The sequence below is a fragment of the Pseudoalteromonas sp. KAN5 genome, from assembly GCF_022846535.1.
In the GTDB taxonomy this organism is placed as follows: Bacteria; Pseudomonadota; Gammaproteobacteria; order Enterobacterales; family Alteromonadaceae; genus Pseudoalteromonas; species Pseudoalteromonas haloplanktis.
The window spans coordinates 1,006,583-1,032,764 of record NZ_AP025589.1 but is presented as its reverse complement, the minus strand read 5'-3'; the positions used below and the strand labels follow the sequence as shown (position 1 = coordinate 1,032,764).

At 40.8% G+C, this 26,182-nt stretch carries 20 protein-coding genes, 1 pseudogene and 1 riboswitch; of the genes and pseudogenes, 6 read left to right on the top strand and 15 right to left on the bottom strand.

Annotated elements, in window-relative coordinates:
* The 3 genes from KAN5_RS04440 (at position 1) to KAN5_RS04430 (ending at position 4,799) form a co-directional block, all read left to right on the top strand.
* On the top strand, positions 1-3,180 hold the full coding sequence (locus tag KAN5_RS04440) for an efflux RND transporter permease subunit (RefSeq protein WP_244390592.1): 3,180 nt from the start codon (positions 1-3) through the stop codon (positions 3,178-3,180).
* A gap of 172 nt (positions 3,181-3,352) precedes the next feature.
* Complete coding sequence (locus KAN5_RS04435; protein ID WP_244390591.1) at positions 3,353-3,979, top strand: serine hydrolase domain-containing protein; 627 nt, start codon at positions 3,353-3,355, stop codon at positions 3,977-3,979.
* The gene (locus tag KAN5_RS04430) at positions 3,924-4,799 is read left to right on the top strand and encodes a serine hydrolase domain-containing protein (RefSeq protein WP_244390590.1); all 876 of its coding nucleotides are present in this window, start codon (positions 3,924-3,926) and stop codon (positions 4,797-4,799) included. Before KAN5_RS04435 ends, KAN5_RS04430 begins: the two co-directional genes overlap by 56 nt.
* 44 nt (positions 4,800-4,843) lie before the next feature.
* Here the strand turns inward: KAN5_RS04430 and ribB are convergent, their stop codons facing one another.
* The gene (gene ribB / locus KAN5_RS04425; protein ID WP_244390928.1) at positions 4,844-5,497 is read right to left on the bottom strand and encodes a 3,4-dihydroxy-2-butanone-4-phosphate synthase; all 654 of its coding nucleotides are present in this window, start codon (positions 5,495-5,497) and stop codon (positions 4,844-4,846) included.
* A gap of 99 nt (positions 5,498-5,596) precedes the next feature.
* A riboswitch (FMN riboswitch) is annotated at positions 5,597-5,745 on the bottom strand.
* Positions 5,746-5,808: 63 nt separating this feature from the next.
* Positions 5,809-6,747, bottom strand: a complete 939-nt coding sequence (locus KAN5_RS04420) for a LysR family transcriptional regulator (protein WP_244390927.1) — start codon at positions 6,745-6,747, stop codon at positions 5,809-5,811.
* 114 nt (positions 6,748-6,861) lie between these two features.
* Here KAN5_RS04420 and KAN5_RS04415 point away from each other — a divergent pair, with 114 nt between their 5' ends.
* A complete protein-coding gene (locus tag KAN5_RS04415) occupies positions 6,862-7,518 on the top strand; it encodes a nitroreductase family protein (protein ID WP_244390589.1) in 657 nt (218 codons plus the stop codon).
* A 184-nt stretch (positions 7,519-7,702) separates the two neighbouring features.
* On the opposite strand, the gene nhaD is transcribed toward KAN5_RS04415, so the two are convergent.
* Positions 7,703-9,100, bottom strand: a complete 1,398-nt coding sequence (gene nhaD / locus KAN5_RS04410; RefSeq protein ID WP_244390926.1) for a sodium:proton antiporter NhaD — start codon at positions 9,098-9,100, stop codon at positions 7,703-7,705.
* 419 nt (positions 9,101-9,519) lie between these two features.
* On the opposite strand from nhaD, the gene KAN5_RS04405 reads away from it, so the two are divergent.
* A complete protein-coding gene (locus KAN5_RS04405; protein ID WP_138555449.1) occupies positions 9,520-10,719 on the top strand; it encodes an Nramp family divalent metal transporter in 1,200 nt (399 codons plus the stop codon).
* A gap of 296 nt (positions 10,720-11,015) precedes the next feature.
* On the opposite strand, the gene moaE is transcribed toward KAN5_RS04405, so the two are convergent.
* The 10 genes and pseudogenes from moaE to KAN5_RS04355 form a co-directional block, all read right to left on the bottom strand.
* Entirely contained in the window at positions 11,016-11,471 is a 456-nt protein-coding gene (gene moaE, locus KAN5_RS04400; protein ID WP_016707408.1) for a molybdopterin synthase catalytic subunit MoaE, read from the bottom strand.
* 4 nt (positions 11,472-11,475) lie between these two features.
* Positions 11,476-11,772 (bottom strand): MoaD/ThiS family protein, encoded by a 297-nt coding sequence (locus tag KAN5_RS04395; protein ID WP_244390588.1) that lies wholly within the window; start codon positions 11,770-11,772, stop codon positions 11,476-11,478.
* Positions 11,750-12,220: a cyclic pyranopterin monophosphate synthase MoaC gene (moaC, locus tag KAN5_RS04390; protein WP_244390587.1), complete on the bottom strand. Its 471-nt coding sequence runs from the start codon at positions 12,218-12,220 to the stop codon at positions 11,750-11,752. The genes KAN5_RS04395 and moaC overlap by 23 nt, the downstream gene beginning before the upstream one ends.
* A gap of 2 nt (positions 12,221-12,222) precedes the next feature.
* On the bottom strand, positions 12,223-12,756 hold the full coding sequence (moaB, locus tag KAN5_RS04385) for a molybdenum cofactor biosynthesis protein B (protein WP_138555452.1): 534 nt from the start codon (positions 12,754-12,756) through the stop codon (positions 12,223-12,225).
* Positions 12,757-12,790: 34 nt separating this feature from the next.
* Positions 12,791-13,324: an NTP transferase domain-containing protein gene (locus KAN5_RS04380; protein WP_244390925.1), complete on the bottom strand. Its 534-nt coding sequence runs from the start codon at positions 13,322-13,324 to the stop codon at positions 12,791-12,793.
* 51 nt (positions 13,325-13,375) lie between these two features.
* Positions 13,376-14,374: pseudogene (moaA, locus tag KAN5_RS04375) on the bottom strand (GTP 3',8-cyclase MoaA); the annotation flags it as partial.
* A gap of 48 nt (positions 14,375-14,422) precedes the next feature.
* Entirely contained in the window at positions 14,423-17,116 is a 2,694-nt protein-coding gene (locus KAN5_RS04370; protein WP_244390586.1) for a nitrate reductase, read from the bottom strand.
* 10 nt (positions 17,117-17,126) lie between these two features.
* Positions 17,127-18,620: an FAD-dependent oxidoreductase gene (locus tag KAN5_RS04365; protein WP_016707415.1), complete on the bottom strand. Its 1,494-nt coding sequence runs from the start codon at positions 18,618-18,620 to the stop codon at positions 17,127-17,129.
* Between the two features lie 422 nt (positions 18,621-19,042).
* Positions 19,043-20,818 (bottom strand): bifunctional protein-serine/threonine kinase/phosphatase, encoded by a 1,776-nt coding sequence (locus KAN5_RS04360; protein ID WP_244390585.1) that lies wholly within the window; start codon positions 20,816-20,818, stop codon positions 19,043-19,045.
* Positions 20,819-20,829: 11 nt separating this feature from the next.
* Positions 20,830-22,299, bottom strand: coding sequence for a NarK family nitrate/nitrite MFS transporter (locus tag KAN5_RS04355; RefSeq protein ID WP_244390584.1), 1,470 nt, complete (start codon positions 22,297-22,299; stop codon positions 20,830-20,832).
* Between the two features lie 323 nt (positions 22,300-22,622).
* On the opposite strand from KAN5_RS04355, the gene KAN5_RS04350 reads away from it, so the two are divergent.
* Positions 22,623-23,135, top strand: coding sequence for a molybdopterin-binding protein (locus KAN5_RS04350; RefSeq protein WP_244390583.1), 513 nt, complete (start codon positions 22,623-22,625; stop codon positions 23,133-23,135).
* Positions 23,136-23,180: 45 nt separating this feature from the next.
* Here KAN5_RS04350 and KAN5_RS04345 read toward each other — a convergent pair whose 3' ends face one another.
* Together KAN5_RS04345 and KAN5_RS04340 are read right to left on the bottom strand one after the other, a co-directional pair.
* Positions 23,181-25,055, bottom strand: a complete 1,875-nt coding sequence (locus tag KAN5_RS04345; RefSeq protein WP_244390582.1) for a hypothetical protein — start codon at positions 25,053-25,055, stop codon at positions 23,181-23,183.
* A gap of 9 nt (positions 25,056-25,064) precedes the next feature.
* Positions 25,065-26,129, bottom strand: a complete 1,065-nt coding sequence (locus KAN5_RS04340; RefSeq protein ID WP_244390581.1) for a hypothetical protein — start codon at positions 26,127-26,129, stop codon at positions 25,065-25,067.
* Between the last annotated feature and the right edge of the window lie 53 nt (positions 26,130-26,182).

Genomic DNA, 26,182 nt, shown 5'->3' with positions numbered 1-26,182 from the left:
ATGAGCATTGATAGCGAAAAAGGCATAATTGCCTGGTTTGCTCGTAACTCAGTTGCAGCAAATTTAATTATGATTTTTATCCTCGTGGGCGGTTTACTCACAGCGTTAACCATACGTAAGCAAGCGTTTCCACAATTTGAAAGTAATTGGGTCAGTGTTCAAGCAATATACCCAGGTGCCGCTCCACAAGAAGTAGAAGAAGGCATCACCATCAAAATTGAAGAAAACCTAGAAGGGACAGAAGGCATAAAACGCCTCATTACCTATTCTAATCGTGGATATTCCCAAGCTTGGATTGAAATTGAAGAAAAATACGACCTGCAAGAAGCACTTGACGAAATAAATGCCCAGGTCGATTCGATTAACTCATTCCCTGCGGGGATGGAACGGCCGATTATTCAGCGCGAAAAATTTCAGCAAGAAGTCATGGTTCTTGCGCTGTATGGCGATATGAGTTACCCACAATTAAAAGAACTTGGTACTGATTTAGAAGATGAATTACTGGCTTTACCTAACGTAAATTTGGTTGATTTTTTCAGTGGCTTAAATTACGAAATCGGCATTGAAATCAGCCCAGATAAATTGCGTGAATACGGCCTTACTTTTAGAGATGTTTCTAACGCAGTGAGAAACTTTTCAACCAATATGTCGGCAGGCCAAATTCGTTCAGAAAATGGTTATATTTCTATGCGAGTTGAAAAACAAGCATACACAGGCAGTGAGTTTGAAAAGCTTCCTTTAATCACCCTTGCTGACGGCGCACAAGTTTACTTAGGCGATGTTGCCACCATTAATGATGGGTTTGAAGAAGGTCTTCTGTACTCTAAATACAATGGTAAAAACGCGCTTATTTTTGAAATTGACGCATCCAAAGATCAAGATATAACCGATGTGGCTAAAGTCCTTAAGAACTACATGGCAGAAAAAGAGTCGCAATTACCCCAGGGTGTAAAACTAACCCCTATGGTTGATTTAACTTACTACCTGCAAGGTCGACTCGATATGATGATCGACAACATGATTTGGGGTGGTATCTTAGTGATGATTGTATTGGCGTTATTTTTACCATTACGATTAGCATTTTGGGTCATGATGGGGCTGCCCGTTTCATTTCTTGGTGCCTTTTTGTTTATGCCAGTAGGCTTTTTAGACATTACCATTAACATGGTGTCGTTATTCGCCTTTATCATCGTGCTGGGTATTGTGGTGGATGATGCCATTGTCGTGGGCGAATCTGCCAGTGCCGAAATTGAAAAACACGGCCACTCCCTCAATAATGTTATACGCGGTGTAAAACGTGTTGCCATACCCGCGACGTTTGGGGTGTTAACGACTATTGCCGCTTTTTTACCTCAAGCAATGGCTTCAGGTCCCGGCGCTGCATTTTCTAAAGCCATCGGTGTCGTGATTATTTTATGTTTGATTTTCTCATTGATTGAATCAAAACTTATATTGCCTGCCCATATTGCAGCAATGAACCCACGTAAACCTAACCCTAAAAACCCATTGCACAAATTACGCATGGTTGTTGATAATGGCTTACAATCGTTTATACAAAATTATTACACACCATTTATAGGTCACTGTATTCATTACCGTTATACAGTAATTATCGGCTTTTTATGTATTTTAATTGTCAGTGCTGGTATGTTTGCAGGTGGCTTAGTTAAATTTGTACCTAACCCTAAAATACCCCATGACTTCCCACGTATCGTGGTAGAAATGAACCTAGAGTCATCTGAACAAGCTACACTTGAAACCGCCAAAAAGATTGAAGCTGTGCTACTGAGTGTAGATAAAGAACTTGAAGCTCAGTATGGACAAAAAATGATTCGTGATCTGTCGGTAAGCCTGCGCGGCCGTACCAGAGCACAAATTATGGCCATACTTGTTGAACCAGATAAACGCCCTATTGATACATTTACTGTAAGTGCCTTATGGCGTGAGAAAATGCCGCCACTTCCAGGGGTTAAAACACTGAGCATTGAAGATAACCTATTCGGCGGTGGCCGAGACGACGGCGATATAAGCTTTAGACTTGAAGGTAAAAATGCAGATGAACTTAAAGAAGTGGCAACCAAGCTAAAAGCAAAACTACAAAGTATGGAAGGTGTGGGCGATGTAAACGATTCATTGCAAAGTGCCACTGATGAAGTGCAACTAGATTTAAAACCGCTTGCTTATAGCATGGGTTTGACGCTCGCTGATGTCGCTTCACAAGTTAGCTTTAGCTACTACGGATTAGAGGCCCAACGTATTTTACGTGAAGGCGAAGAGATCAAAGTGATGATCCGCTATCCTGAAGACGAACGTAACTCAATTAGTAATATACACAGTACGCGAATTATTACACCATCAGGCGCTGAGGTTCCGCTTAGCGAAGTAGCACAAATCAACCTAGTCGACGGTGTTAACAGTATCCGCCGTGAAAACTCAAACAGAACGGTTAATGTTTGGGCTGCTATTAATACCGATAAAGTTGAGCCATTTGCCATCGCGCAAGAAATTCGTGACGAATACTTACCGTCGCTGTTAAAAAGTTACCCTGGTGTTAAAAGCAACGTCGCAGGGCGGGTGCAAGAAGAAATGGAAAGCGCCAATGAGCAATTACGTGACTTTGTCATTTCATTAATGATTATTTTTGCGCTATTAGCCATACCGCTTCGCTCATACTCGCAGCCACTGATCATTATGTCGGTGATCCCATTTGGTGTTGTAGGTGCCATGTTTGGTCACATGATATTAGGTATGACCATGAGCGGCCTATCAATGTTTGGCATTATAGCGGTCGCTGGTATCGTGGTTAACGACTCGCTGGTGATGGTTGATTTTGTAAATAAAGCTCGCGCTGAAGGCGTATCAATAAAAGAAGCCGTTATGCAAGCAGGTGCTCGTCGCTTTAGAGCAATATTACTGACCTCAGTAACCACCTTTATTGGTGTATTGCCTATCATTATGGAAACAAGTTTACAGGCGCAAATTGTAATACCGATGGCGGTGTCGCTTGCCTTTGGTGTGTTATTTGCCACTGTGATCACGCTGATCTTGATCCCTTGTCAATATGTTGCGCTAGAAGATGCTAAGCGCTTAATTCGTAAATGGCGCGGCAAAGAAGCGTTAGTAGATGGTGCAACGAGTAATAACCAGACAGATACTAAAGTAAGCCATTCACCGTTATAAAATTTGATCTCCCAACCAACTAGCCCGAGCTGTTAACATCTCGGGCTTTTTATCCTCATAATAACAATGAAATATTATTTACTCACATAAAATCAACATGATAATGATTTACTTTGTATATTATCTACGCTAAAAATAGTACATAAAACAAACTATAAGCTCAGGGACACCCATGAAACTCACTTTCAATATATTCTGTCAGACTATTTTAATTTTTGCCTTAATACCGCTCTCTCCAATCGCACGTGCAGTCGACTACACGAAAGAAATGGATACATTTATTGAACAGTTTCATGATTTCAAACAATTCAATGGCAATGTGCTGGTCGCTAAACGCGGTGAAGTTATTTTTGAAAAAAGCTATGGCTACGCAAATTTTGAGTGGAATATTAAAAATACAGCCGATACTAAATTTCGCATAGGCTCTATTACTAAACAATTTACCGCCATGCTTATTTTACAATTGGCACAGCAAAATAAACTACAACTTGATGCTCCTCTAGCCACTTACCTGCCTGATTATCGTAAAGACATAGCAAATAAAATCACTATTCGGCAAATACTTAATCATACATCAGGGTTAAGTAATTATACGCGAGCAAAAACTTTTAAAAGTGATTACAGTCGAAACCCTTATAGTGTGGATGAGTTTATAAAATTATTATGCAGTGACGATTTACTCTTTGAACCTGGCACACAATTTAGCTATAGCAATTCAGGCTACTTTATTTTGGGTGCCGTGATTGAAAAAAGTCACGCAACGTCGTTACCAAGATGTGCTGCAAGAAAATATTTTTAAACCACTTAATATGCATGACACGGGTTATGATTCAAATGCAAAAATAATCAACCAACGTGCATCAGGTTATAACAATAACTTAGACGGTTACACTAATGCCGATTATCTAGATATGTCTATTCCCTATGCTGCAGGCTCACTCTACTCAACCGCACGTGATTTAGTTAAATGGGATCAAGCTCTTTATGCAGATAAGCTAATAAATAAAGAGCTAAAAAAAGAAATGTACACAGTTTCTAAACAGCGTAATTACGCACTGGGCTGGGAAGTTAATCAACTAGATGCTGATAAATATGGCAAACCATTGACACAAGTACAGCATGGTGGGGGTATCGAGGGGTTTAATGCCTTTATTAGTCGCATTATTGAAGATCAGTTACTGGTGGTAATTTTAAATAACACTGGCGGTGCACCAATGACACCTATGACTAAAGGATTAACCAATATTTTTTATAACAAGCCCTATGAGCTTGCAACCGAAAATGTGGATAGCCAACTTTACCACGCTTTGCAAAGTGGCGGCATTGCACAACTTAAAAGCAAATATAATCAATTGGATGAGCAAAAAATTCCACTGCGGGAAAGAAGCATCAATTATTTTGGTTATGAATTAATAGCAATGGAAAAACTCGATGCCGCAATCACCATATTTAAACTTAATGCGGCTAAATATCCAAACTCAGCAAATACTCATGATAGTCTAGGTGAAGCTTATCTTGCCGCTAACCAACCTGAACTGGCATTAAAAAGTTACCAACGTGCCCTTGAGTTAAACCCAGATAGTGAAAGCGCAAAGCAAGCAATTAAAAAACTACAGTAATCCTAAATAAAAAGCCACAATCGTGGCTTTTTACTAACACCTTTCTAACAAGCGTGTTGTTGATTTATATGAATATATTGCACTAAATCTTCAATTGAAACCACCACCATGGCATGCTTTAAAGCAAATTCACTCACCTGCGGTAAACGCGCCATAGAGCCATCTACGTTATTTAATTCGCAAATAACGCCAAAGGGTTTCAACCCTGCTAATTGCATCAAATCTACCGATGCTTCGGTGTGACCACGACGTACAAGTACACCACCCGTTTGTGCACGTAGGCCAAAGACATGACCAGGTCGAGATAAATCCTCTGGCTTGGCGTTATCCGCCGTTGCCGCTTTTATTGTCGTGACTCGATCAGCTGCTGAAACCCCCGTTGTAACACCTTTTCGAGCCTCAATCGTAACCGTATAAGCAGTTTGATTTTGGCTGGTGTTGTGCACAACCATTTGCGGTAAGTCGAGTTGTTTAACTCGCTCATCACCCATGCATAAACACACAATACCACTGCCTTCACGGATCATCATCGCCATTTGCTCAGTGGTTAAGTGCTGTGCTGAAAACACAAAATCACCTTCATTTTCACGGTTTTCGTCATCTACCACAAGCACACCTTCACCTTGCTGCAATGCAGCAATAGCACGTTCAACGCGCTCGAGTGGTTCGCCAAATTGGCTAAGTAAAGAAGACTGAATCATCATTTTTAATACCTATTTAAATATGAAAAGATTCAGGACATTGAAAGGCACAGCCAAAAGACCACCCGCAGGTAGTCAATACTGTTTATAGATTAACTATATTCTCTTTCATCCGGACTATGACCGTCGGCTCTGGCCTCTCACCAGATCTGCTGACCTTTAAATATGTATTAAAGCGCTCGCGGGCTCACTTTGCTATAAAGTATACCGCCGGTGGGGAATTTCACCCCGCCCTGAGAATTTACTAATACAGCTTGCCTGTAATAGCGGGGTTATTTTATACCTAAATATGGATTAAATACGAGTCATTAATCTTCAAGTACAGTGTGTTCAAGTACGCCTTTATCAATTAGCTGGCTAAGTGTCTCGCGCGCTTTTTCTCTGCATATATCTCGTAATAAACGCACTGCAGGCGTTATTGATTGGCGACTTGGGCAAATGAGCCACAACTCACCACAGGTATGCTGGTAATCATTCATCACTGTGACAACTCGATCGTTAAGTAAATCATCAGCAATATCCAATGCTGATTTTACGGCAAGCCCTTTACCAGCAACGCACCAGCGCCTAACTAGATCACCATCATTAGAGGCACGCTTGCCCTGCATTTTTACTTTGTATTTATTTTCCCCGTCGGTGAACTCCCACACGTTATTGATAATATCTTGTAGTTGATAAAATAACCCTTGATGCTGTGTTAAATCATCTGGGTGCACCGGCTCGCCATGGCATTTTATATAATCAGTGCTGGCACATAACAATCGTGGGATATTACAAATTTTAAACCCGTAAACATTAGCATCATTTGGCGAACCATAACGCAGTGCTATATCAACAGAATCGCGGTAAAAATCTACGTTACTGTCACTAATATGTGTGCGTAGGCTCACTTTAGGGTAATTATCCATAATTTCATCAATCCAAGGGATCACTAGATTACGGCCAAGATCAGAAGATAAAGCCACTCTTAGCTCCCCTTCAATCTCATCATGTTCACCTTTGAGGTTTTGCCGAGCTTGCTCAAGTATTGCTATTGCTTGCTCGCACTGAGGAATGTAACGCTCGCCAGCTGCAGATAGCCTAAGGTGACGTGTTGTTCGTACAAATAAGTCAACACCTAAAGTCGCTTCTACACGTTTAATAGCAGCACTGGCGGTTGCTGTACGCATATCCAATTTTGCTGCTGCAAGGGTAATACTTTTAAATTCGGCAACTTTTAAAATAAGTTTTAAATCGTCAATCTGCATATTATCTAAATATATTTGATAATGATTCAATAATTATGCTGTTTATCAAAAGTAATGCAAGCGCTATCATCCGCTGCATTCAACAGCTTTGATTATTCGCTACAGGAACCAATTATGACACACCCGATTATTACTGACTTAGAAGCTCGTTACACAGCAAAAAAATATGATGCAACTAAACGTGTATCGGCAGAAGATTTAGCTGTTATCTGCCAAGCTATGCGTTTATCTCCGTCATCAATTAATTCGCAGCCATGGAAATTCATTGTAATTGAGTCTGATCAAGCAAAACAACGAATGCATGATACTTTTGCTAACAAGTTTCAATTTAATCAGCCTCATATTAAAACAGCATCACACATTATTTTGTTTGCTTACAACCCAAAATATAGCCGTGCAGATTATGCAAAAGTGATTGATGCTGATATTGCAAATGGCCGTACGCCTGCAGAAAACCGTGAGCAAGCCTTTGGGGCCTATGCATTTGTTGACTTGAATACTGATGATACTGGTAATAATGGTACATGGAGCAAAGCACAAACCTATTTAGCACTGGGTAATACTATGCATGCTGTTGCGCGCTTAGGTATTGATTCAACACCAATGGAAGGCGTTGATAGCGAGCTAATTAGTGAACTTTTTGCTGATGAGCTAGATGGCTATATTTGTGAAGTAGCACTTGTTATCGGTTATCACGAAACACAAACTGACTATAATGCCAAACTGCCAAAATCACGCTTAAACCAAGAGCAAATTATTCAGGTGATTTAAGTGGCAAATAAATCTATCTCCAGCAGGAGCTAGACAAAATACATTTGTCCTTTAATATCAGTGCCTACAAGTTATATTATTGGCTTAAATTGGCTCACAAAATTTAACTTTATTTGTATAAAGAAAAAGCGAACACGTATCAACCTGTTCGCTTTTAATTTTGCTGTTTAGGTGTGCTCTTTAATTAGAAAAGATCAGCGTTTAACCATAAATGCAGCATGATACTGGCACCATAACCAAGTGCTATGACTGGCATCCACTTTAAATGGCCAAAGAATGTATAGTAGCCTCGAGCTTGCCCCATAAGCGCCACTCCAGCCGCAGAGCCGATTGACAGTAAACTCCCGCCAACCCCTGCTGTTAAGGTGATCAATAACCATTGCCCGTGTGACATATCTGGTTGCATTGATAGCACCGCAAACATCACAGGTATGTTGTCGATAACTGCGGAGATAACCCCTAAGAATATGTTAGCCGTTGTCGCTGACCAGTTGCCATACAGCATTTCCGACATTAAGTTTAGGTAACCTAAAAAGCCTAAGCCGCCTACACACATTACAATTCCGTAGAAGAACAATAAGGTATCCCACTCTGCACGCGACACTTTACTAAATACATCAAAAGGCACAACACTACCAAGCTTCGCTAAACGATCATTGTCACCAAGTTGCTCTGCATGCGCTCTTTTTCGAGCAAGTGAGCCTGGCAAAGTCATTCTTAAAAAGTAACCAAAAAATTGTAAATAGCCTAAGCCCATCATCATGCCAAGTACAGGCGGCAGGTGTAAAAAGCTATGACTTGCTACGGCAGTGCCTATAGTCAGTAAAAACAACACTAAAATTCTGATTGCACCCCGTTTAAGTTCTACATCTTCATATTGCGCAGTAGGTTGTTTATCAGCGACGTAAAAACTCATTATTGCCGCAGGAACAAGGTAATTTACTAATGATGGTAAAAATAAAACCATAAACTCATTAAAATGAACTAAACCAGCCTGCCAGACCATTAAGGTGGTAATATCACCAAATGGACTAAATGCCCCTCCTGCATTTGCTGCAATCACAATATTAATACAACTAAGATTAATAAACGGTTTATCACCTTCAGCTACCTTCATAACTACGGCACACATTAATAATGCAGTGGTTAAGTTATCGGCAATCGGGGAAATAAAGAACGCTAAAAAGCCGGTGATCCAAAATAAGTTTTTATAATTAAAGCCTTTGCGGATCATCCAAGCACGCAGCGCATCAAATACCCTGCGCTCTTCTAATGCATTGATATACGTCATCGCCACTAATAGAAACAACATAAGCTCGGCAAATTCAAGTAAGTTATGCCTAAATGCTGCTTCGGTAATGTCAGGCATATCATTGTTTACATAGTAGGCACCAATTAAAATCCAAATTAAGCCTGCTGCAACCAACACTGGTTTGGATTTTCGTAAATGCAGTTTTTCTTCGAGCATAACCACAGCATAGGCAATGCAAAAAATACCAATACAGATCAAGCCAACAGTTGAGTTAGTTAGATTTAATTGGCCTTCAACTGCCCATGTTGGGGAGCTAAAGCACAAAAGCACTAGGGTAAATAGATTGAAACCTCGTAGTAAGTTTTTCACACGGTACGTCCTGTTTTAATTTTAAATTTTGTATTTTTGATCGCTATTTAACATTATTTTTGGTTTTAATTATCTCTGTTAACAAAATGCTATCAAAAAGTTGGCGTAAAGTACCACAATAAGCTCCATACGCTATTATACAGAAGTCTAAATTTTCATAATTAAGTGTTATATCTAATGACAATAGAGCGAATATAAACGGCGTTTCATTGTTTCCTATATGTCTGATCGGCATAGCCAGCTTACCACCCAACACACTTAATTTTTATTGTGCTTTTAACACTATTAATTAACTTGTATGCTGTAAGCCATTGATATATTGAATCACGCCGAGTGACTGTATACAGTTACGTGTATTAAATAAATTTTTAAGGTTACTTATGCGATTAGGACCAGGCCTACTTGTTACAGCTGCTTTTATCGGACCAGGGACCATCACCAGCGCCAGTATAGCCGGTGCCAACTTTGGCTTTGCGCTGCTCTGGACATTACTATTTTCCGTGATAGCCACCATATTATTGCAATCCATGGCCGCTCGCCTTGGTGTGGTTACAGGTCAAGATCTTGCCCAAGCATTGCGTACTCACATACAGCACCCGCTATTTAAACCCCTAGCCGCCTTTTTAGTGATCAGTGCCATAGGCATTGGCAGTGCCGCCTATGAGGCTGGCAACTTAAGTGGCGCCACAATGGGATTAATTGAAATTTTCCCTCAAGTAGCCACGCAAGTTTGGACGCCATTAATTGCAGTCTTCAGCGCCTTATTGCTATATAGCGGCAAACATAAAGTGGTAGAAAGCGCTCTGATCTTTTTAGTCATTTTGATGAGCTTAGTGTTTATATCTACTTTGCTCATGGCAGCCCCACCCATCACTCAACTACTTGCAGGCTTTATACCAAGTATACCCGAAGGCTCAGCGACAACGGTATTAGCCTTAGTAGGTACTACTATTGTGCCTTACAACCTATTTTTACACTCAGGTATACTCGCTGCAAAACATGACAAACACACAGATCAACGTAAAGTCATTAAGCAAACAAATCTAGATACTGGCATATCAATCACTTTGGGCGGCGTCATCACACTGGCGATTTTATCAACCGCATCAGTTGCTTTTTACGGCTCTGAGGTCGGAAAAATCAGCGCTGCAAATATGGCGATGCAATTAGAACCCTTACTGGGTAATGCCGCCCATTATTTTTTTGCAATTGGCTTATTTGCTGCGGGCTTAACCAGCGCGATCACCGCTCCCCTCGCTGGCGCATACGCCGTATGCGGTATGCTTGGTTGGTCTAATGATATGAACAATAGTCGCTTCAAACTTGTTGCTACAGCTATCTTAGTATTTGGTACTGCGGTGGCGTCACTTGGTTTAGACCCTATTAATGTCATCATCTTTGCTCAAGCCGCCAATGGGTTATTACTGCCGATAGTCACCACATACCTTGTATGGCTGGTCAATCAAAAATCAGTTATGGGGGATTTCACCAATTCAATTAAGGTGAATATGCTCATTTTACCTGTGTTATTGCTGATATTTGGCCTAAGTAGCTACAAACTAATTAGCTTAATTTTGTAGCTTCGCTCATTGGAAATGCAAAAGCAGTTGTTAATTACAAGCAGCTGCTTTTAATTTCGAGAAACAGGAGATTTTTAACGCGTTGCTCTTATCGCTGAATAAACTGCAACTTAGCTGTGCTATTGGTTATATGACTTTAATGCTGCTTGTATCTCATGCGATTAAGTATAATCTAGATAACCGTGTAAAATTTTAGCAACTGAAAATGCTCCTTTGTATTGCTTTACAAACTTAGTGCAAAGGCTTTGCACAAGCTCTCTAGCGTTTTAGTTGCTGTCCTTATAGGAATTTAAAACTTAGCGCCACTTTTGTTGCGCCTGTAAATCAGACGCTTTAAATTCAACCCACTGCGATGTATGACTAAAGTGTTCTTTTTTCCAAAAAGTAGCCTGAGTTTTTAAATAATCCATAATAAATTGCGCCCCATCAAAAGCACTTTGGCGATGCTTCGCAGTCACACCAACAAATACAATTTGCTCGCCCAAAGGTAAATAACCGATTCGATGGTAAATACTAATACGGCCTAATTGCCAACGCTGTTGAGCTTGCTGTGCAATAGTTAGCAGCAGCTGCTCTGTCATTTGTGGATAGTGTTCAAGTTCCAATGCCACCACATTATCGCCGTGGCTAAATTCTCTTACTAAACCAGTAAAGGTAACCACAGCTCCTTGCTGTACGTTACCTATTTGTAGTGCATGATGCAATGCGCCAATATCAAAATCATCATGGCTAATGGTAATTTCAATTGTCATTACATTAGCCCCCTGTTACTGGTGGAAAGAACGCCACTTCATCACCACCTTTCACAATCGCGTGCTGTTGGGCTATTTGCTGATTAACCGCCGCAATCAATAAGTTGTCATTTAATGCCACTTGCCATGTAGGCTCTAAGCTCACTAAATATGCTTTTAGTTGCTCTATAGAAAGCGGGTGTTGAATTTCTATATTATAATTTGCGCACTGTAAGCGCTCTTTAAGTTGCCCAAAAAACAAGAGGTTAACTTGGTTGGTCATTGTGTTCGCTGATTGCTTAATCGCGTTGCCAATCGCCATGTTTGCCTCCTGTTTTTTTGATCACCCGAATTGAATGGATTTCCATATTTGGATCAGCAGCTTTACACATATCAAATAATGTCAGGGCAGCTACTGATACTGCAGTAAGTGCTTCCATTTCAACCCCAGTTTTACCTGTAAGTTTGCATAAGCTAGTTATTTTTATAGTGCTGTTTGGTTCATCTAACTCAAAATCAACAGCCACTTTAGTCAACGCCAGAGGATGACATAGGGGGATCAGATCCGCGCATTTTTTTGCAGCTTGAATTCCTGCAATACGTGCGACCCCGATGACATCACCTTTTTTATTTTCATTGGCAATGACTTCTGAAAATGCCTGCTTAGACATCGAGATCATCCCTTGCGCCATTGCTTCACGAGAACTAACTTGTTTCAGTGAAACATCAACCATATTTGCTTGGCCGTGCTCATCTATATGACTTAACATGCTTACCCCCTAGTTGCACAGCCTCTGCCACGACTGATATGTGGCACAAAATTACACGGCTTAAAGCTTGAATTTAATTGCTGCGCAATGATACCTGTCCATGCTGTTTTACACGCTCCAGTTGAGCCAGGCATGCAGAAAATAACTGTATTATTTGCAAGCCCCGCAAGCGCTCTAGATTGAATAGTCGAGCTGCCAATTTCACTGTAAGAAATGTGCCTAAATAATTCACCAAAACCATCAACCGTTTTATCAAATAACGGTTGCATCGCCTCCGGTGTTGAATCTCGCTCTGTAAAACCGGTACCACCGGTAACTAAAATTGCGTGAACATTTTCGTCTGCGATCCATTGCGATGCAATTGCGCGCATTTGATAAACATCGTCTTTCACAATTTTTTTATCAATCAATTGATGGCCTGCACCTTGTAATGCCTGGACTAAATACTGCCCTGAGGTATCGCTATCTTCATCACGGGTATCACTGACGGTTAGCACTGCGATATTAACCACACTGTTATCTGCTGTCGTTGTCATAATTTATTTCTTCTTGTTACATTGATTAATTAAATTACTTGATACTGTGTGCTTTACATAATTCATTGTATTGCACAGGAGTATTAATATTACTAAATGCGTTGACTTGCGGGTGTTCCAGCGACGCTCCTTGACATGATTTTATAAATTGTTTAATTGAACAGTTACTATCATTTGTTGTGAGTGTGGCGTGTAAATAACCTTGTGTCACTGGATTGTTTTCAATATAAATTGGTAATGGGGAATGACTGAAATGTGCTACATACATCTTTTTATTGAACACTTTTTGTTGATCATAAAAATTCAGTAAACGTATAACTAGATCGCGATTAAGTAATGGCATATCAATCGCTACCACAAATAGGTCATTTGGTGTTTGTTTAAGCGCGCTGTATATGCCTCCCAGTGGACCTTTATTTGGGTATATATCCACTAGATAATCTGTATTTTCATGGTTTTCGTTACGGCTTATCAACACCTCGCTAAGACCTGCGCTGCGCAATAAATCAACACTTCGTTGTTGCAGAGTTTGCTCACCAAATAGCAGGTCGGCTTTATTCGCTTTCATGCGTGAAGACTTGCCACCCGCTAACACTAATCCTGTCACAGCCATTAGGCTACCCCCTAACATCGCTAAATGCTTAGTTGCTCCGGTAAAACGCTTATCAAGCTCGTGACTAATGGTTTTATTACTCATTGCGCTGCGCAGCAGTTTAACAGTTTGCTCTACGGCTTGCTCTGGCGTGCCACAATTTAATGCACTACGTAAGTCGATGCCTTGATCAGCAAATAAGCACAAATGTAATTTCCCCAGTGCTGAAACGCGTAAACGATTACAGCTTTGACAGAAGTTTTTGCTGTAAGGCATGATCAAACCTATCCGGCCTTGATAATCTGGATGCCAAAATTCTTGCGCAGGGCCATTCAGCGTCCCCTTCACAACTTGTAACCAACCCGCTGCCAGCAAACTCTCTTTCACGCCTTGACCACTTAAGTGGTTTTGCTCAAAAAATTGCGTGCCATTACCGGTTTCCATCAACTCAATAAACCGCACCGTAACTGCTTGATGTTTTATCCAAGCTAGGTAATCTTTAAGCTGATTATGATTAAATGCTTTGGCTAATACAGCATTGACTTTGATACGCTTAATGCCTATCTGTTGTGCCCGTGCAATTCCTTTTAATATGTGTTGTAGCTTGTCATGCCCTGTGATCAGTTTAAACATATTCGGATCTAAACTATCAATACTGACATTAATAGCATCAAGCCCCGCAGCCTTATATTCATCGATATTGTCAAATAGGTTAAAGCCATTTGTGGTGAGTGCTACTTCAGTAATTCCGCTCGTCGCCTTACAGCGCTCGATAATTGCAGGCAGGTCTTTACGCAGGCATGGCTCACCGCCCGTTATACGAATTTTTTTAGTACCAAGTTTGGCAAAAGCACTCACTACATTCGTAATTTCTGTTTGTGTTAAAAATGTCCGTGGCGTATCACATTGGTAGCCGTTAGGTAAACAATAGCTACAGCTAAAATTACATACATCAGTGATAGAAAGTCTTAAATAATTAAAACGTCGGCCAAATTTATCTACAAGTTCATGTTTGTCTTCAAGCATAAAATCGTCTACTTATTTTTTTTATATACATCAGCTGTGACATAACAACTACACCGTGATCAGCACATCAATTTGCTGTCCTTTAGCCAGTGCATGACGTTTAATAAGCTGACTTAACTCTGTTTTACACGAGCCACAATTGGTCCCACACTTTAATTGTTGGCCTAATTCATCAACTCGGTTAGTTCCCGCTTTAATTGCATCGATAATTGGCTTCTCTCTGACTTTGAAGCAACTGCAAATTTGCCGCCCCTGGCTAAATTCTTCATCAGGTGTCGCGGTTAATAATGATTGTAGTTGTGTAAAGTTCAATGCTGGTTCACTAAATAAGTGATTAATCCACTCAATCGATGTGGTAACTTGTGTATCGCTGATCATTGCAACAAACACTAAGCGTCCATTGGCAATACATTGAATACGCTGAGTCGTACCTTCATAAAAACCAGACCACTGCCCTTTTATGCCACTTATCTGTTGGCACCAATGCAGTATATCTGGCACAGCGTCATTAAAAGCAAGTTGATATTGACTGCAATTACTGGCATTGACTTTTAGCCAATAGTCACTGTGCGAGGTGACGTTTGCATGGCAGCTACATTGCTTGGCAACAAATACATTCATATATTGGCTGAATGTTACAGGGAGCAGCTTTATGGCTGTAAATTTAGTCTCTGGCTGACCAGAAATAGGATCTGCTATCGTTGCATACAATTTACCGACATTAGCAGATGATGCAAATTGCTGATTCCAATGGATCGGCATAAAGCATTCACCCGCTCTTAATGAGTCAGTCACTTTAGCATTCGCTATTACGTCACCCACCTTAGAGATGGCTTGTACTAAGTCATCATTGTTGATCCCAAGTTGACTTGCATCTTGAGGGTGAATTTCAATGTAGGGGCGGGTAATATGGCTTGAAAGTGTGGCCGACTTTCCTGTACGAGTCATAGTGTGCCATTGATCGCGAATACGCCCAGAGTTCATTACTAATGGGTATTCTGTTGAAGTAACTTGCTTCGGTAGCTGTGGCGTGATGGGGATAAACCGCGCTTTTTTATTTGCTGTGCTAAATTGGTTTTGGCTAAACACTTGCCCATACTGGTAGCTATCGTTGGCAATACACGGCCATTGAATTGGCCTTAATGCATTATATTCTCGTGTGCTCATACCCACAAGGGCAGACAAATTAAGTTGCCGTGTACCGTTATTTTCAAAGCTTGTTAAACGCGCCCACTCATCAAAAATTTCACTGGGCTGAGTGAAGTCAAAGCCACTGAAACCCATTTTTTTAGCGACATCACAAAGTATTTGCCAATCGTTTTTTGCCTTAGCGAACGGCGCTATAATCGCCCTTTGACGAGAAATACGGCGCTCTGAATTTGTTACTGTGCCTTCTTTTTCTCCCCAGCCGGTGCTAGGTAATTTAACGTGGGCATACTCAAGTGTATCGTTACTAGCCACACAATCTGATACCACAACTAATTCACACGCCTTAAGTGCTTTTGCGATCTCATGAGTATTCGGTAGGCTAACCATCGGGTTGGTTCCCATGATCCACACTGCTTTTATTTTGCCATCGCGGATCGCATCAAACATATCAAGTGCTTTAGCCCCTTCTTGCGTAGCGATTGTCGGAGATTGCCAAAAGCGCTTTACTAACGATTGATGTTGTACATTATTTATTTCTAAATGCGCTGCAAGTTGATTTGCCAACCCACCGACCTCACGTCCGCCCATGGCATTAGGTTGCCCGGTAATAGAAAATGGTCCAGAGCCTTTTTTTAGTAATTTCCCTGACGCTAAATGAGCATTAATGATCGCATTGCATTTATCAACCCCTGAGGTTGATTGGTTAATGCCCATTGAGTAAAAGCTTATTGCTGAGGCACTGTTAGCAAACTCGCTATAGAATTGACTAAGCAAGTGTGTATCCAGCTCACAATAGCGAGCTACTGCAGCTATTGTCCAAGGCTGTACTGCAGCTAATGCGGATGCAAAGTCATCACAATGTTGTTCAATAAAATCATTATCAAGCTGTTGATTATCCGCTAAATAACGCAACAAACCGTTATACAATGCGGCGTCTGTGCCTGGCTTTATTTGTAAAAATCTATCAGCCAGCTCTGCGCTATCTGTGCGTCTAGGATCAATAACCACCACTTTCATATTCGGATTCATGCGCTTGGCTCGCGCAATGCGCTGGTATAAAACTGGATGCGTCCACGCCGCATTAGAGCCAATTAAAATAAGCAGTTCGGTGTGCTCTAAGTCTTCATAATCACAAGGGACTACATCTTCACCAAAAGTACGTTTGTAACCTGCCACCGCAGAAGACATACATAATCGTGAGTTCGTATCTATATTGGCCGAACCGATATAACCTTTCATGAGTTTATTGGCAATATAATAGTCTTCGGTTAACAACTGTCCAGAAACATAAAAAGCCACCGCATCAGGGCCGTGCTCAGCAATTATTTTACCAAATTCACTCGCCACGTAGTGACTCGCCTCAGACCAGCTTACTTGTTTGTTATTGATCTCAGGTGCTGTAAGGCGATTATCATTACTTATTGTATCTAGTAAATGGGTGCCCTTTACGCATAATCGCCCATAGTTTGCAGGATGCTCTGGCATCCCCTCAAGCAGGCTGGGTTGGTTATCTGTTAAGGCAACGTCCACTCCACAGCCGACTCCACAATACGCGCATGTTGTTTGAATTAAGCTCTCTTTTAACGTGGTCATGGCGCTCTCTTTATGCAAGTTCAGTTACAGGGATTAATACTTCATCACTAAGCTGCTGCGGCTGTGCTTTAGTAATGGCTAAGCTATGCTCAATAATGCAATTCACGCGGTTTTCACAGCTACCACAACCGGTACAGGCTTTAGTTATTGCTTGCACGTCAAGCAAATCATTAGCGCCGCTCAATACTGCTTGTTCAATAGTGTGTTTGGTAACTTGGTGACAGCTACAAATAACAGCATCCGCCGGTAAATCAGTTATTGAAACTGTATCTGGCGGTGGGGCAAGCGGAAAAATAAGGGACTCTGGGGCGGCATTCAGCGCTAAGTCGTTTAAGTGATATTGCAATAAGTTATCATAGTCACTGGTATCACCAACCAGTACAGCACCAATTAAACGAGTACCAGCTTGGTTGGTCACTACTTTTTTGTAGACTCCGGCAAGTTGATCATCAAACACATAACTACGCGCTCCCGGTGCCCGTGCATGAGCGTCACCGATAGAGCCAACTTCAACCCCCATCAGTTTTAATTTAGTGCTCATATCTGCACCAAAAAATGCATCATCACTGTTGTTAAATAAAATGTGTTTCGCGGCAATTTTAGCCATGGCGTAACCCGGTGCAACTAAGCCAAATATAAAGTTATTCCACAGCGCACATTCGCCAATAGCGTAAATATTTTGATCTGACGTTTGGCAATGATTATTGATCACTATGCCGCCACGCTCACCAACGGCTAAATCAAACTCACGCGCTAAATTATCATAAGGGCGGATCCCTGCTGAAAATAAAATGAGGTCCGTTTCCAGTGTTTTACCACCTTTAAAACACATTTTATAACGACAGCGATCTCCATCGACAATTTCTTCAGTCGCCATCGAGGTATGGACCTGTACTCCTAATGCCGTTATTTTATCTTTCAGTAATCGCCCCCCGCCATTATCGACTTGCACCCCCATAAGTTGCGGCGCAAACTCAACCACATGAGTTTCCAAACCTAGCTGTTTTAAAGCATTAGCAGCCTCTAAACCAAGTAACCCTCCGCCAATCACAACTCCTACTTTACTGCTGCTGGCGGAATGTTTGATCGCATCCAAATCAGTTATGGTTCGATACACGAGGCAATGCTCGCGATCTTTCCCCGGAATGGGTGGTACAAAAGGAAATGAGCCGGTAGCGAGTACCAGTTTGTCGTAATCAAAAGTCACGCCCCCACTCGTAGTGACTTGCTGCTTTACTCGGTTTATGTCAGTGACTTTTGCATTGGTGAAAAAGCGTACTTGCCAATCTGTATATATTTGCTCATTAGTGAGTGCAAGATCATTGGCTGTTTTGCCAGTAAAAAACTCAGATAAGTGTACTCTATCGTATGCTAAGCGCTCCTCACCGCTGAGTACCGTTACTTCAACACCTGTATTAGGTTTTATAAGGCTGGTAATTTGCTCTACGAAATGATGCCCAACCATTCCATTACCGACGACGACAACTCGTTGTTTGCGGCTCATCAGTTCACCCTACTTGCAATTGTATTTATTGTTGTTATTAATTAAAGCAAAGGCCATACCAAACATTTAAATAAAACAAATACAATAACTTATATTTTCTTTACTTATTAAAGTCTAGGTACAGCACCACGACGATCCATCATTTGCACCACTGTGATACTAGGCAGTGTTACGCAGTTAAGATTAATACTTATTCAAGTTAGGTTTTTTTCATCGAAGTGCAGACAATCTGATTTCATGCATTAACTAACAATGAGCAAATCCCTCGCCATAAGCACCGCTTATATAGCTGTGGTGTGTGATCGACTAATAAGTAACCGCACGACGAAGGGCTGTCTATTTGGGGAGGTTAAATTTACTGTTGTATGTTTGGCTTTTAAACTCGGCTATGCCGACTTCAAAAGTCAAACACACGGGTAAGCTTAACGAGGCAGAATAAGCACTGTAAGTAGGCACAGGAATAAACCGATAGCGATCACTTGCCACACCATTACGGGGTTACGCTGATAAAACGACGGCTTATCAATCACTGTCATACTAAGCTGCGAGTTAGGTGTATTAAGGTCATTGATGAACTCAGAAAATGAGCTATAGCGATGCTCAGGCTTTACTGCGGTAGCTTTCATTAATGTTTGGTCAAACCAAAATGGGATATCATTACGGTAGTCGCGAATACTACGATAATGCCAAAAAGTGCTGCTTGACGATGTCGATTGGTTAGAAGATAACGACTTATACGGTAAGTGTCCAGATAGTAGTTCGTAAACGATGACAGCGAGTGAAAATAAATCACTCTTAAAGTCGGCGTTCAAGGTCTGTAATGTTTCTGGGGCTGTGTAACCTAGTGTGCCTTGCGGACATTCATCGGTTATTTGATGAATGTCATCATGTATAGAAGCAATTTTCACGGTGCCGTAATCAATCAAAGTTACTTTGCCGTGCGCATCTATCATAACATTATCTGGCTTCAAATCACGATGGACCATGTCAAGACGCTGAAAAGCTCGCAGTGCTTGAACTATTTGCAACGCAATGTTTCGCACTTGGCTTATTTGTGGCTTAGGGTTGTCTGCCTGCCATTGCCTTAAGGTTTGACCATCCATGTATTCACAAATATGATACAAAAATGCACTGTCGTCGGCGGTGCTAAGTACTTTCATCACATTAGGGTGGTCAATACGCTGGCCAACCCAACCTTCACGCATAAACCCTTGCAAGTAATGCAGATCCTCCGCAAAGTTTACTGAAGGTGTTTTTAATACCACAGGGGCCGTATACTCATCACTTTGCACTAAATAAATGTGTGAACGAGTACTTGCGTATATCTGCCTTAGCACTTTGTATTGATCAAGCTGCTGGCCGACTTGCAATACGCTGGGAATTTTGCGTTTAGTGAGATCCCGATAACGTTCATCTAAGCACTTTTTGGGGAGCTGTTGTACTTTTACAAGTAAACAACTGACATTGTCGTCACTGCCCTGTGCAATCGCAAGTTGTGTTATCGCTTTCGCTGCCGCTTCCAAATCTTGTTCACTATTAATGCACTCAATAATCTGTGTTTTACTCAGAAAATCGTGTACACCATCACAGCTCAAGACATAAATATCATGTTGTTTTAGTTCAAACTGATAGACATCAACTTCTTGGTGTAGCTCTGCGCCTAATGCCTTAGTTAAATGCTGATTAACTTTATGGTCACGAGTTAGTTGAGTCAGTTCACCATCACGAAATTGCGCAACACGGGTATCACCCAAATGAAAAATAAAGCCGCTGGTTGATTTTAATATCAACGCACTAAATGTTGTCATCCAATGCGCTTGACGATGAGTCTGTTGGCTATTAGTAGGGGTTTGCGAATAAAGCCATAAGTTTAAACTAGCCAGCACTTTTGAGACTGATTTTTTTACCGACCAACTTGGCTCAGTCGCTAAGTATTCATTAATAAAATGACTAACTGATAAATTAGCCGCTTCTTTGGCGAATTTTGCACTTGAGCAACCATCTGCAATACAGGCCACAATGCCTTTGTGATCACGCTCATGGCCTTGCGTATTCAGTGCGGCAAAGGCATCTTGGTTATCTGCTTTGATGCCTGATGCTGAGTGACCGCCAAATGACACTCGTAGCTCATTGACAACATGCGCTGCAGCGATGTGTTTATTCACATTACGATTCGCTTTGACGGTTTCAGCTATCATCTAATTTCTCCTTATGTAACAGAGATTAATTCAACAGAGCCGTCTTCATTTACTTCAGTTATGTGGCCTTTTGGTTCTTGCATAAACATTAACGCTACCAGTCCCACTAATGCACTGCCTGCGATGACAAAAAAGAAAGTTTGATACTCAACAATTGATAATACTGTTAAATATACTACCGCCCCTACATTGCCATAAGCACCTGTCATACCAGCAATTTGCCCTGTTAAACGACGCTTAATCAGTGGTACTGCCGCGAACACAGCGCCTTCACCAGCTTGCACAAAGAACGAACATGCCATTGCGGCTATAACAGCTAACCACAGCGGCCAGCTTGCATCAACCAAGCCCATAACAAAATAACCAACAGCTAAACCCATCGTCAGCACAATCAAGGTTATTCTGCGTCCAAGTTTATCTGAGATCCACCCACCGCCAGGGCGCGATGCAAGGTTCATAAACGCGTAGGCAGAGGCAAGCAACCCAGCATAAACCATATCGAGACCAAACACTTCACTAAAGAATAACGGCAACATTGAAATAACTGCAAGCTCTGAACCAAAGGTTGTAAAGTATAAAATATTTAACACCGCAACTTGTTTAAACTCATAGCGTTGTGACTCAGGAACTGGTTGTTTAAAAATGCCTTTATTAATGTCATACGTTTTATATACCTCATAAATATAAAGTAAAATTAGAACACTATAGACACCTAATACAAAATTCGCGGAAATAAGATTGGCACCACTTGGTGACAGTTTCCAACTTAAAAGTGCCAGTGCCGCATACATTGGGATTTTCATGATCAACAGTAATACAAAGTCACCTTTACTGGTTACTTCCATTGCGCCTATTTTTTTAGGTTTAAAATAGGTTGCCCCTTTTGGCGTATCGGTAACATTAAAAAGCCAAATCAAGCCAAATAAAATACTGATAACCCCAGTCACAGCAATTGCATAACGCCAGCCATCTTCCCCACCAAATAGCAATGCAATTACAGGTAACGACATCGCTGCAGCTGCGGAGCCAAAGTTGCCCCATCCGCCATAAATCCCTTCTGCTATGCCAAGCTCATTCGCAGGAAACCACTCACTCACCATACGAATACCAACCACAAAACCTGCCCCAATAAATCCCAGCGCAAAGCGGGCAATGGCTGCTTGCTCAAACGTTGTGGCTGCAGCAAACATAAAACATGGAATACTACAGACTATAAGTAACGCAGAATAAACAATCCGTGGGCCATATTTATCAGTAAGCATACCCACCACTACCCGCGCAGGTATGGTTAATGCAACATTTAAAATCAGTAACGTTTTTACTTCAGCCATACTGATCCCAAGTGAGGTGGCTATAGCTCCTAGCATGGGTGCATGATTAAACCAGACAAAAAATGATACGAAAAAAACCATCCAACTAAGATGAAGCACTTTCATCTTGCCCCGAAATGAGAATAAATTGAATCCTGTACTTTGCTGCATACGGCACGCTCCTGACGCTATTTTTTATTAGAATAAAATCTTAAAATACTTTTAATACTCTTTTTTTGTTCTAAGTAAGTTAAAAGCGAGTAGGAACGAGCAAATTATGAGCCATAAAATTTTTTTCTATAATTTCAAAGCGTTATATTTTTAAAGTTATATAAAGTGCTGTAGTTGCACTATTTGAGGAATATAAATGTGCTGTATCGGTGCAAAATAGTAAACTAAATAGCGTGCAGGTGCTATTTCGTTCAGGCTTTAGACTGACACTGATATCGTTTGCATTTACACAAATTTTATAACTACTTTTTTCATCAAATTGATTGATATACAGTACTTGCTGGCTATCAATAAGTGCTACTTTAGTTAAGGTGGTTGATTTAGGGGTAATTAAAGATACTAAAGAGGTACTCAATGAGATTGGTGAAATCGGTTTTTGGAAAATTGCGATGAAACCAGGGAAGCCTTTTGCATTTGGTAAACTACCAAACAGTTACTTTTTTGGTTTACCTGGCAACCCGGTGTCTGCAATAGTGACATTTATGCAACTAGTGTGTCCTGCTCTTAATTACCTTTCAGCCCAAGCAAAAATAAAGAAAACAAATAAACTTAGTGCTATTACCACAACTGCAATAAAAAAACGCCCAGGGCGCACCGATTTTCAGCGAGCAATTGCCACGATTGATAATAACGGCGTTTACACTGTAAGTGCCTTACCTTATCAAGGCTCTGGCGTGCTAACATCGATGAGTAAAGCCAACTGTTTTATTATCCTCCCAGCAGACTGTGCTGGCGTTGCTAAGGGTGCTCAAGTGGATATAGAAATGTTTAAATAAATCATACAGTAGCCTATTAAGCTGCGTTAATAGGCTACTTTTACACTAAAACAATGACTCAAAAGTACCGTCAGGAAATAAAATACCAGGTACACCTCGAACCGCAGTTACATCTGCAATTTGTGTATCACCAAAGTAGAGTCCACCACTGTAATTACGACCTTTTTGCTTAACATCTAGCCAACGTCCTTGGGCACCTTTTATCACTGCGTTGATATTATTTCCTACACTGCGCAGGTTTATTTCAAGCGCCCTATTTTTTAATCGTAACGCAATATTTGCATTGGTAATTTCAGTTAAACGAGCCAAGCGACCGACATATGCAAACTGCAAATCATTTGCTCCATTTAATGGCAGTTCTAATTGTACTGCAAACACGATGTTCGTTGATGCTTCATCAATAAATGGTGTTGCTTCTATAGCTTGTAAACTAAACGGAGTTATCTGATTTTCGCTAACCAGTTGGCCTTTAAAATCAAAGCCCGACAGTACTGTCACAAGCTCTTCAAAAGGGGTAACAAAGCGATTGGCAGCTAGACTTATATCACCATTTAATGTGCTAATTTCATTTTCCAATGTGACGTTTGTGGCAATGGTAAGCTGCCCCGTAGTTTCACTTTGATCATTTGCAAATGGATCGTCAGTGCCATCAAAAGACAATACTAAGTCACTCACATCGACACTTAATTGTGTATCTGTCCCAATCACTTTGGCATTCATTACACCACTTACTTGATTACCTAATAAGCCACTGATACGCCATTGTGGAATATTTAAATCCAGTTGCACCTCATGGTTATCATACTGCCCACTGATCACCCACGAGTATGGTGATTCTTGGTAATTTATCGTTAAGTCTTGTAAGGTATAAATACCCGCTTCGGTATCATTTAGCGGTGAAAAATTATAGATCACGTCATAAAGTACATTAGCCAAAACGATAAGCGTCTGTTGCGACTCGTTATCAGCTATATCAACGAATTCAGTTAGCTTTTGGCTGAGTTCATCACTGTATTTTTGTTCTTGTAACCGCGCGACACCTAATATATTACGTACATCTTCTAGTAATTCTTTAGAATGTAATTGCTGCTCTGTGAGGGTACGTTGTTTAATGTTTTGTGCCTCACCAATACTTGCAAGCTTTTGTTTAACTTCACCAACAACTGATTGTAATAACTGATTACCTTTCACGTTTAGTAGGTTTTCCGATACATAACGATCGGCATAAGTACGGTAAAGTTGCAGGCTTTCTAACTGTGCTTGTTGCTCAACGACTGCACTGCTGCTTGTTGTTAGACTTAACTCAATATCAGCAGCTCTTTTTAAAATAACGCCAAAGGTCAATGCATTAGTTAGCAGTTCTGCTTCAAGATTATCGTTTAACTGGCTATGCGTCAGATGATAAAAAGGGGTTGCGCTTACACTCTGTAGAGTAATATCTAAATTATCATCACTAATTAACGAACTGACTGGCGATAAATACAGTTTATTCTCACCTGGCGCCGCCAAAAAGTCAGCTCGATAACTCAGTGTCATATCCATCTGCTCTTGATAATCAATACGACGGTTACTGTTCTCATCATACGGGTTATCTCTAAATGTTCGACCACAACCTGCAAAGCTGGGGCACGGGAGTGTTGCTCCATCTGAGACAAATTCAACACGATAGAAGTTTAATGCCCCTGCCGGTAACGTCACACTATTAATATTTGCAACATCAATATTTTCAATGTTGCCTGTATTATCATTAACCAGTGTTAAAGTGCCTGATTGAGCTTGCCAAGGGGCAATATAGAAGCTCACTGATGAAGTGGTCTCTTCAACCGTTACTGACGTTGAGCTAGTTTGTTTATCATCTGATGTGCCACCACAACCGACAAGTGACACAAGTAAACTAACTGATATAAGTTTTTTTAACATCACAAGTCCTTAAAACGCTAACTTCACATACCAATTCACATTGGCATAATAGGCTTTATCGATATCAATATTATCGGTTTGTATATTTAAGCCAAAATAATCATTTTCGATACCAAGCAAAAAGGCTTCGCTATTTGTTTCATAACCACCGATCATCGCCCAATGGTCCCAAAAGTGCATGCGTCCTTTTAATTGTGAAAAGGTATCTTGATCAAACCGCTTCACCATCAGCTCTGTTGAGAATAAATCATTGATACGATAATCCGCATAGACTTTAATTCGTACTGGCATGTCGAACTTATGCGTGACTTCATTGCCATATTCGGAGGTTGCTAAACGAATTGTAGGCTCTGTGACGATATCCCCTTCGTCATTTTCGGTAAACGGTACTTCAGTGGTGTAACCTGTCACGAAACCACTTTGCTCATACTCTGCTTCGTAAAATAAATCTTGTGCGAGTACACCGAAAATTAGATCTTGATTTACTTTCCATTGTGCTGCGAGATCAAAGCTGTAGCCTAACCCCGATGGGTTTTCATCTGGGGTAAATCGTTTAAATAAGATGTCTTTTGAGAAGTAATAATCAACCGTTAATGCTCCTTGGATTTCATCACTGAATACTTGCCCTTTCACATTAGCGTCCTGATAGTGTGTACTGGAAAAAACACTTAATTTCGGTGTTATGGTCAACGCATCTGATTGTAAAAATTTAAAATCATAAGAGAAAAACACCCCATTACTGGTTGCTTGCTTACCATCTAAATCATAGGTGTAATGCCTATCTTCAAAAGGCAAATCATTTTTTTCAGTATGCAGATATAAAGCAGTATCAGGATCAAAATTTAAAACATAGTCAAAGCGACTTTGAAACCCGAGCTTAAAATTACCGTAACCAACGCCTAGCTCAAATATATTATAAGTAAATGCGCTATCCCCTGATGTAAGTGGCGCATCAAAGTCATCAATAAATGCAGTTACAGGCTGTGCTTCAGTATAAACTTCGGAGTCAAACGTGGTAAAGATCTGAAATTGGTCTTGTGCGTGAATAGCTGGGGTTATTAATAATGTGGACAATCCTAACGTGAGAATTTTTTTTTTTCATACTTTTTTCACTTGTTATTATTTAA

Excerpts from the sequence above, each read along its gene's own strand:
- KAN5_RS04440 (WP_244390592.1), top strand. The coding sequence starts at position 1 with ATGAGCATTGATAGCGAAAAAGGCATAATTGCCTGGTTTGCTCGTAAC.
- KAN5_RS04435 (WP_244390591.1), top strand. The coding sequence starts at position 3,353 with ATGAAACTCACTTTCAATATATTCTGTCAGACTATTTTAATTTTTGCC.
- KAN5_RS04420 (WP_244390927.1), bottom strand. The coding sequence starts at position 6,747 with ATGCAGATTGACGATTTAAAACTTATTTTAAAAGTTGCCGAATTTAAA.
- KAN5_RS04415 (WP_244390589.1), top strand. The coding sequence starts at position 6,862 with ATGACACACCCGATTATTACTGACTTAGAAGCTCGTTACACAGCAAAA.
- KAN5_RS04405 (WP_138555449.1), top strand. The coding sequence starts at position 9,520 with ATGCGATTAGGACCAGGCCTACTTGTTACAGCTGCTTTTATCGGACCA.
- moaE (WP_016707408.1), bottom strand. The coding sequence starts at position 11,471 with ATGACAATTGAAATTACCATTAGCCATGATGATTTTGATATTGGCGCA.
- KAN5_RS04395 (WP_244390588.1), bottom strand. The coding sequence starts at position 11,772 with ATGGCGATTGGCAACGCGATTAAGCAATCAGCGAACACAATGACCAAC.
- moaC (WP_244390587.1), bottom strand. The coding sequence starts at position 12,220 with ATGTTAAGTCATATAGATGAGCACGGCCAAGCAAATATGGTTGATGTT.
- moaB (WP_138555452.1), bottom strand. The coding sequence starts at position 12,756 with ATGACAACGACAGCAGATAACAGTGTGGTTAATATCGCAGTGCTAACC.
- KAN5_RS04380 (WP_244390925.1), bottom strand. The coding sequence starts at position 13,324 with ATGAAAGCGAATAAAGCCGACCTGCTATTTGGTGAGCAAACTCTGCAA.
- KAN5_RS04370 (WP_244390586.1), bottom strand. The coding sequence starts at position 17,116 with ATGACCACGTTAAAAGAGAGCTTAATTCAAACAACATGCGCGTATTGT.
- KAN5_RS04365 (WP_016707415.1), bottom strand. The coding sequence starts at position 18,620 with ATGAGCCGCAAACAACGAGTTGTCGTCGTCGGTAATGGAATGGTTGGG.
- KAN5_RS04360 (WP_244390585.1), bottom strand. The coding sequence starts at position 20,818 with ATGATAGCTGAAACCGTCAAAGCGAATCGTAATGTGAATAAACACATC.
- KAN5_RS04355 (WP_244390584.1), bottom strand. The coding sequence starts at position 22,299 with ATGCAGCAAAGTACAGGATTCAATTTATTCTCATTTCGGGGCAAGATG.
- KAN5_RS04345 (WP_244390582.1), bottom strand. The coding sequence starts at position 25,055 with ATGTTAAAAAAACTTATATCAGTTAGTTTACTTGTGTCACTTGTCGGT.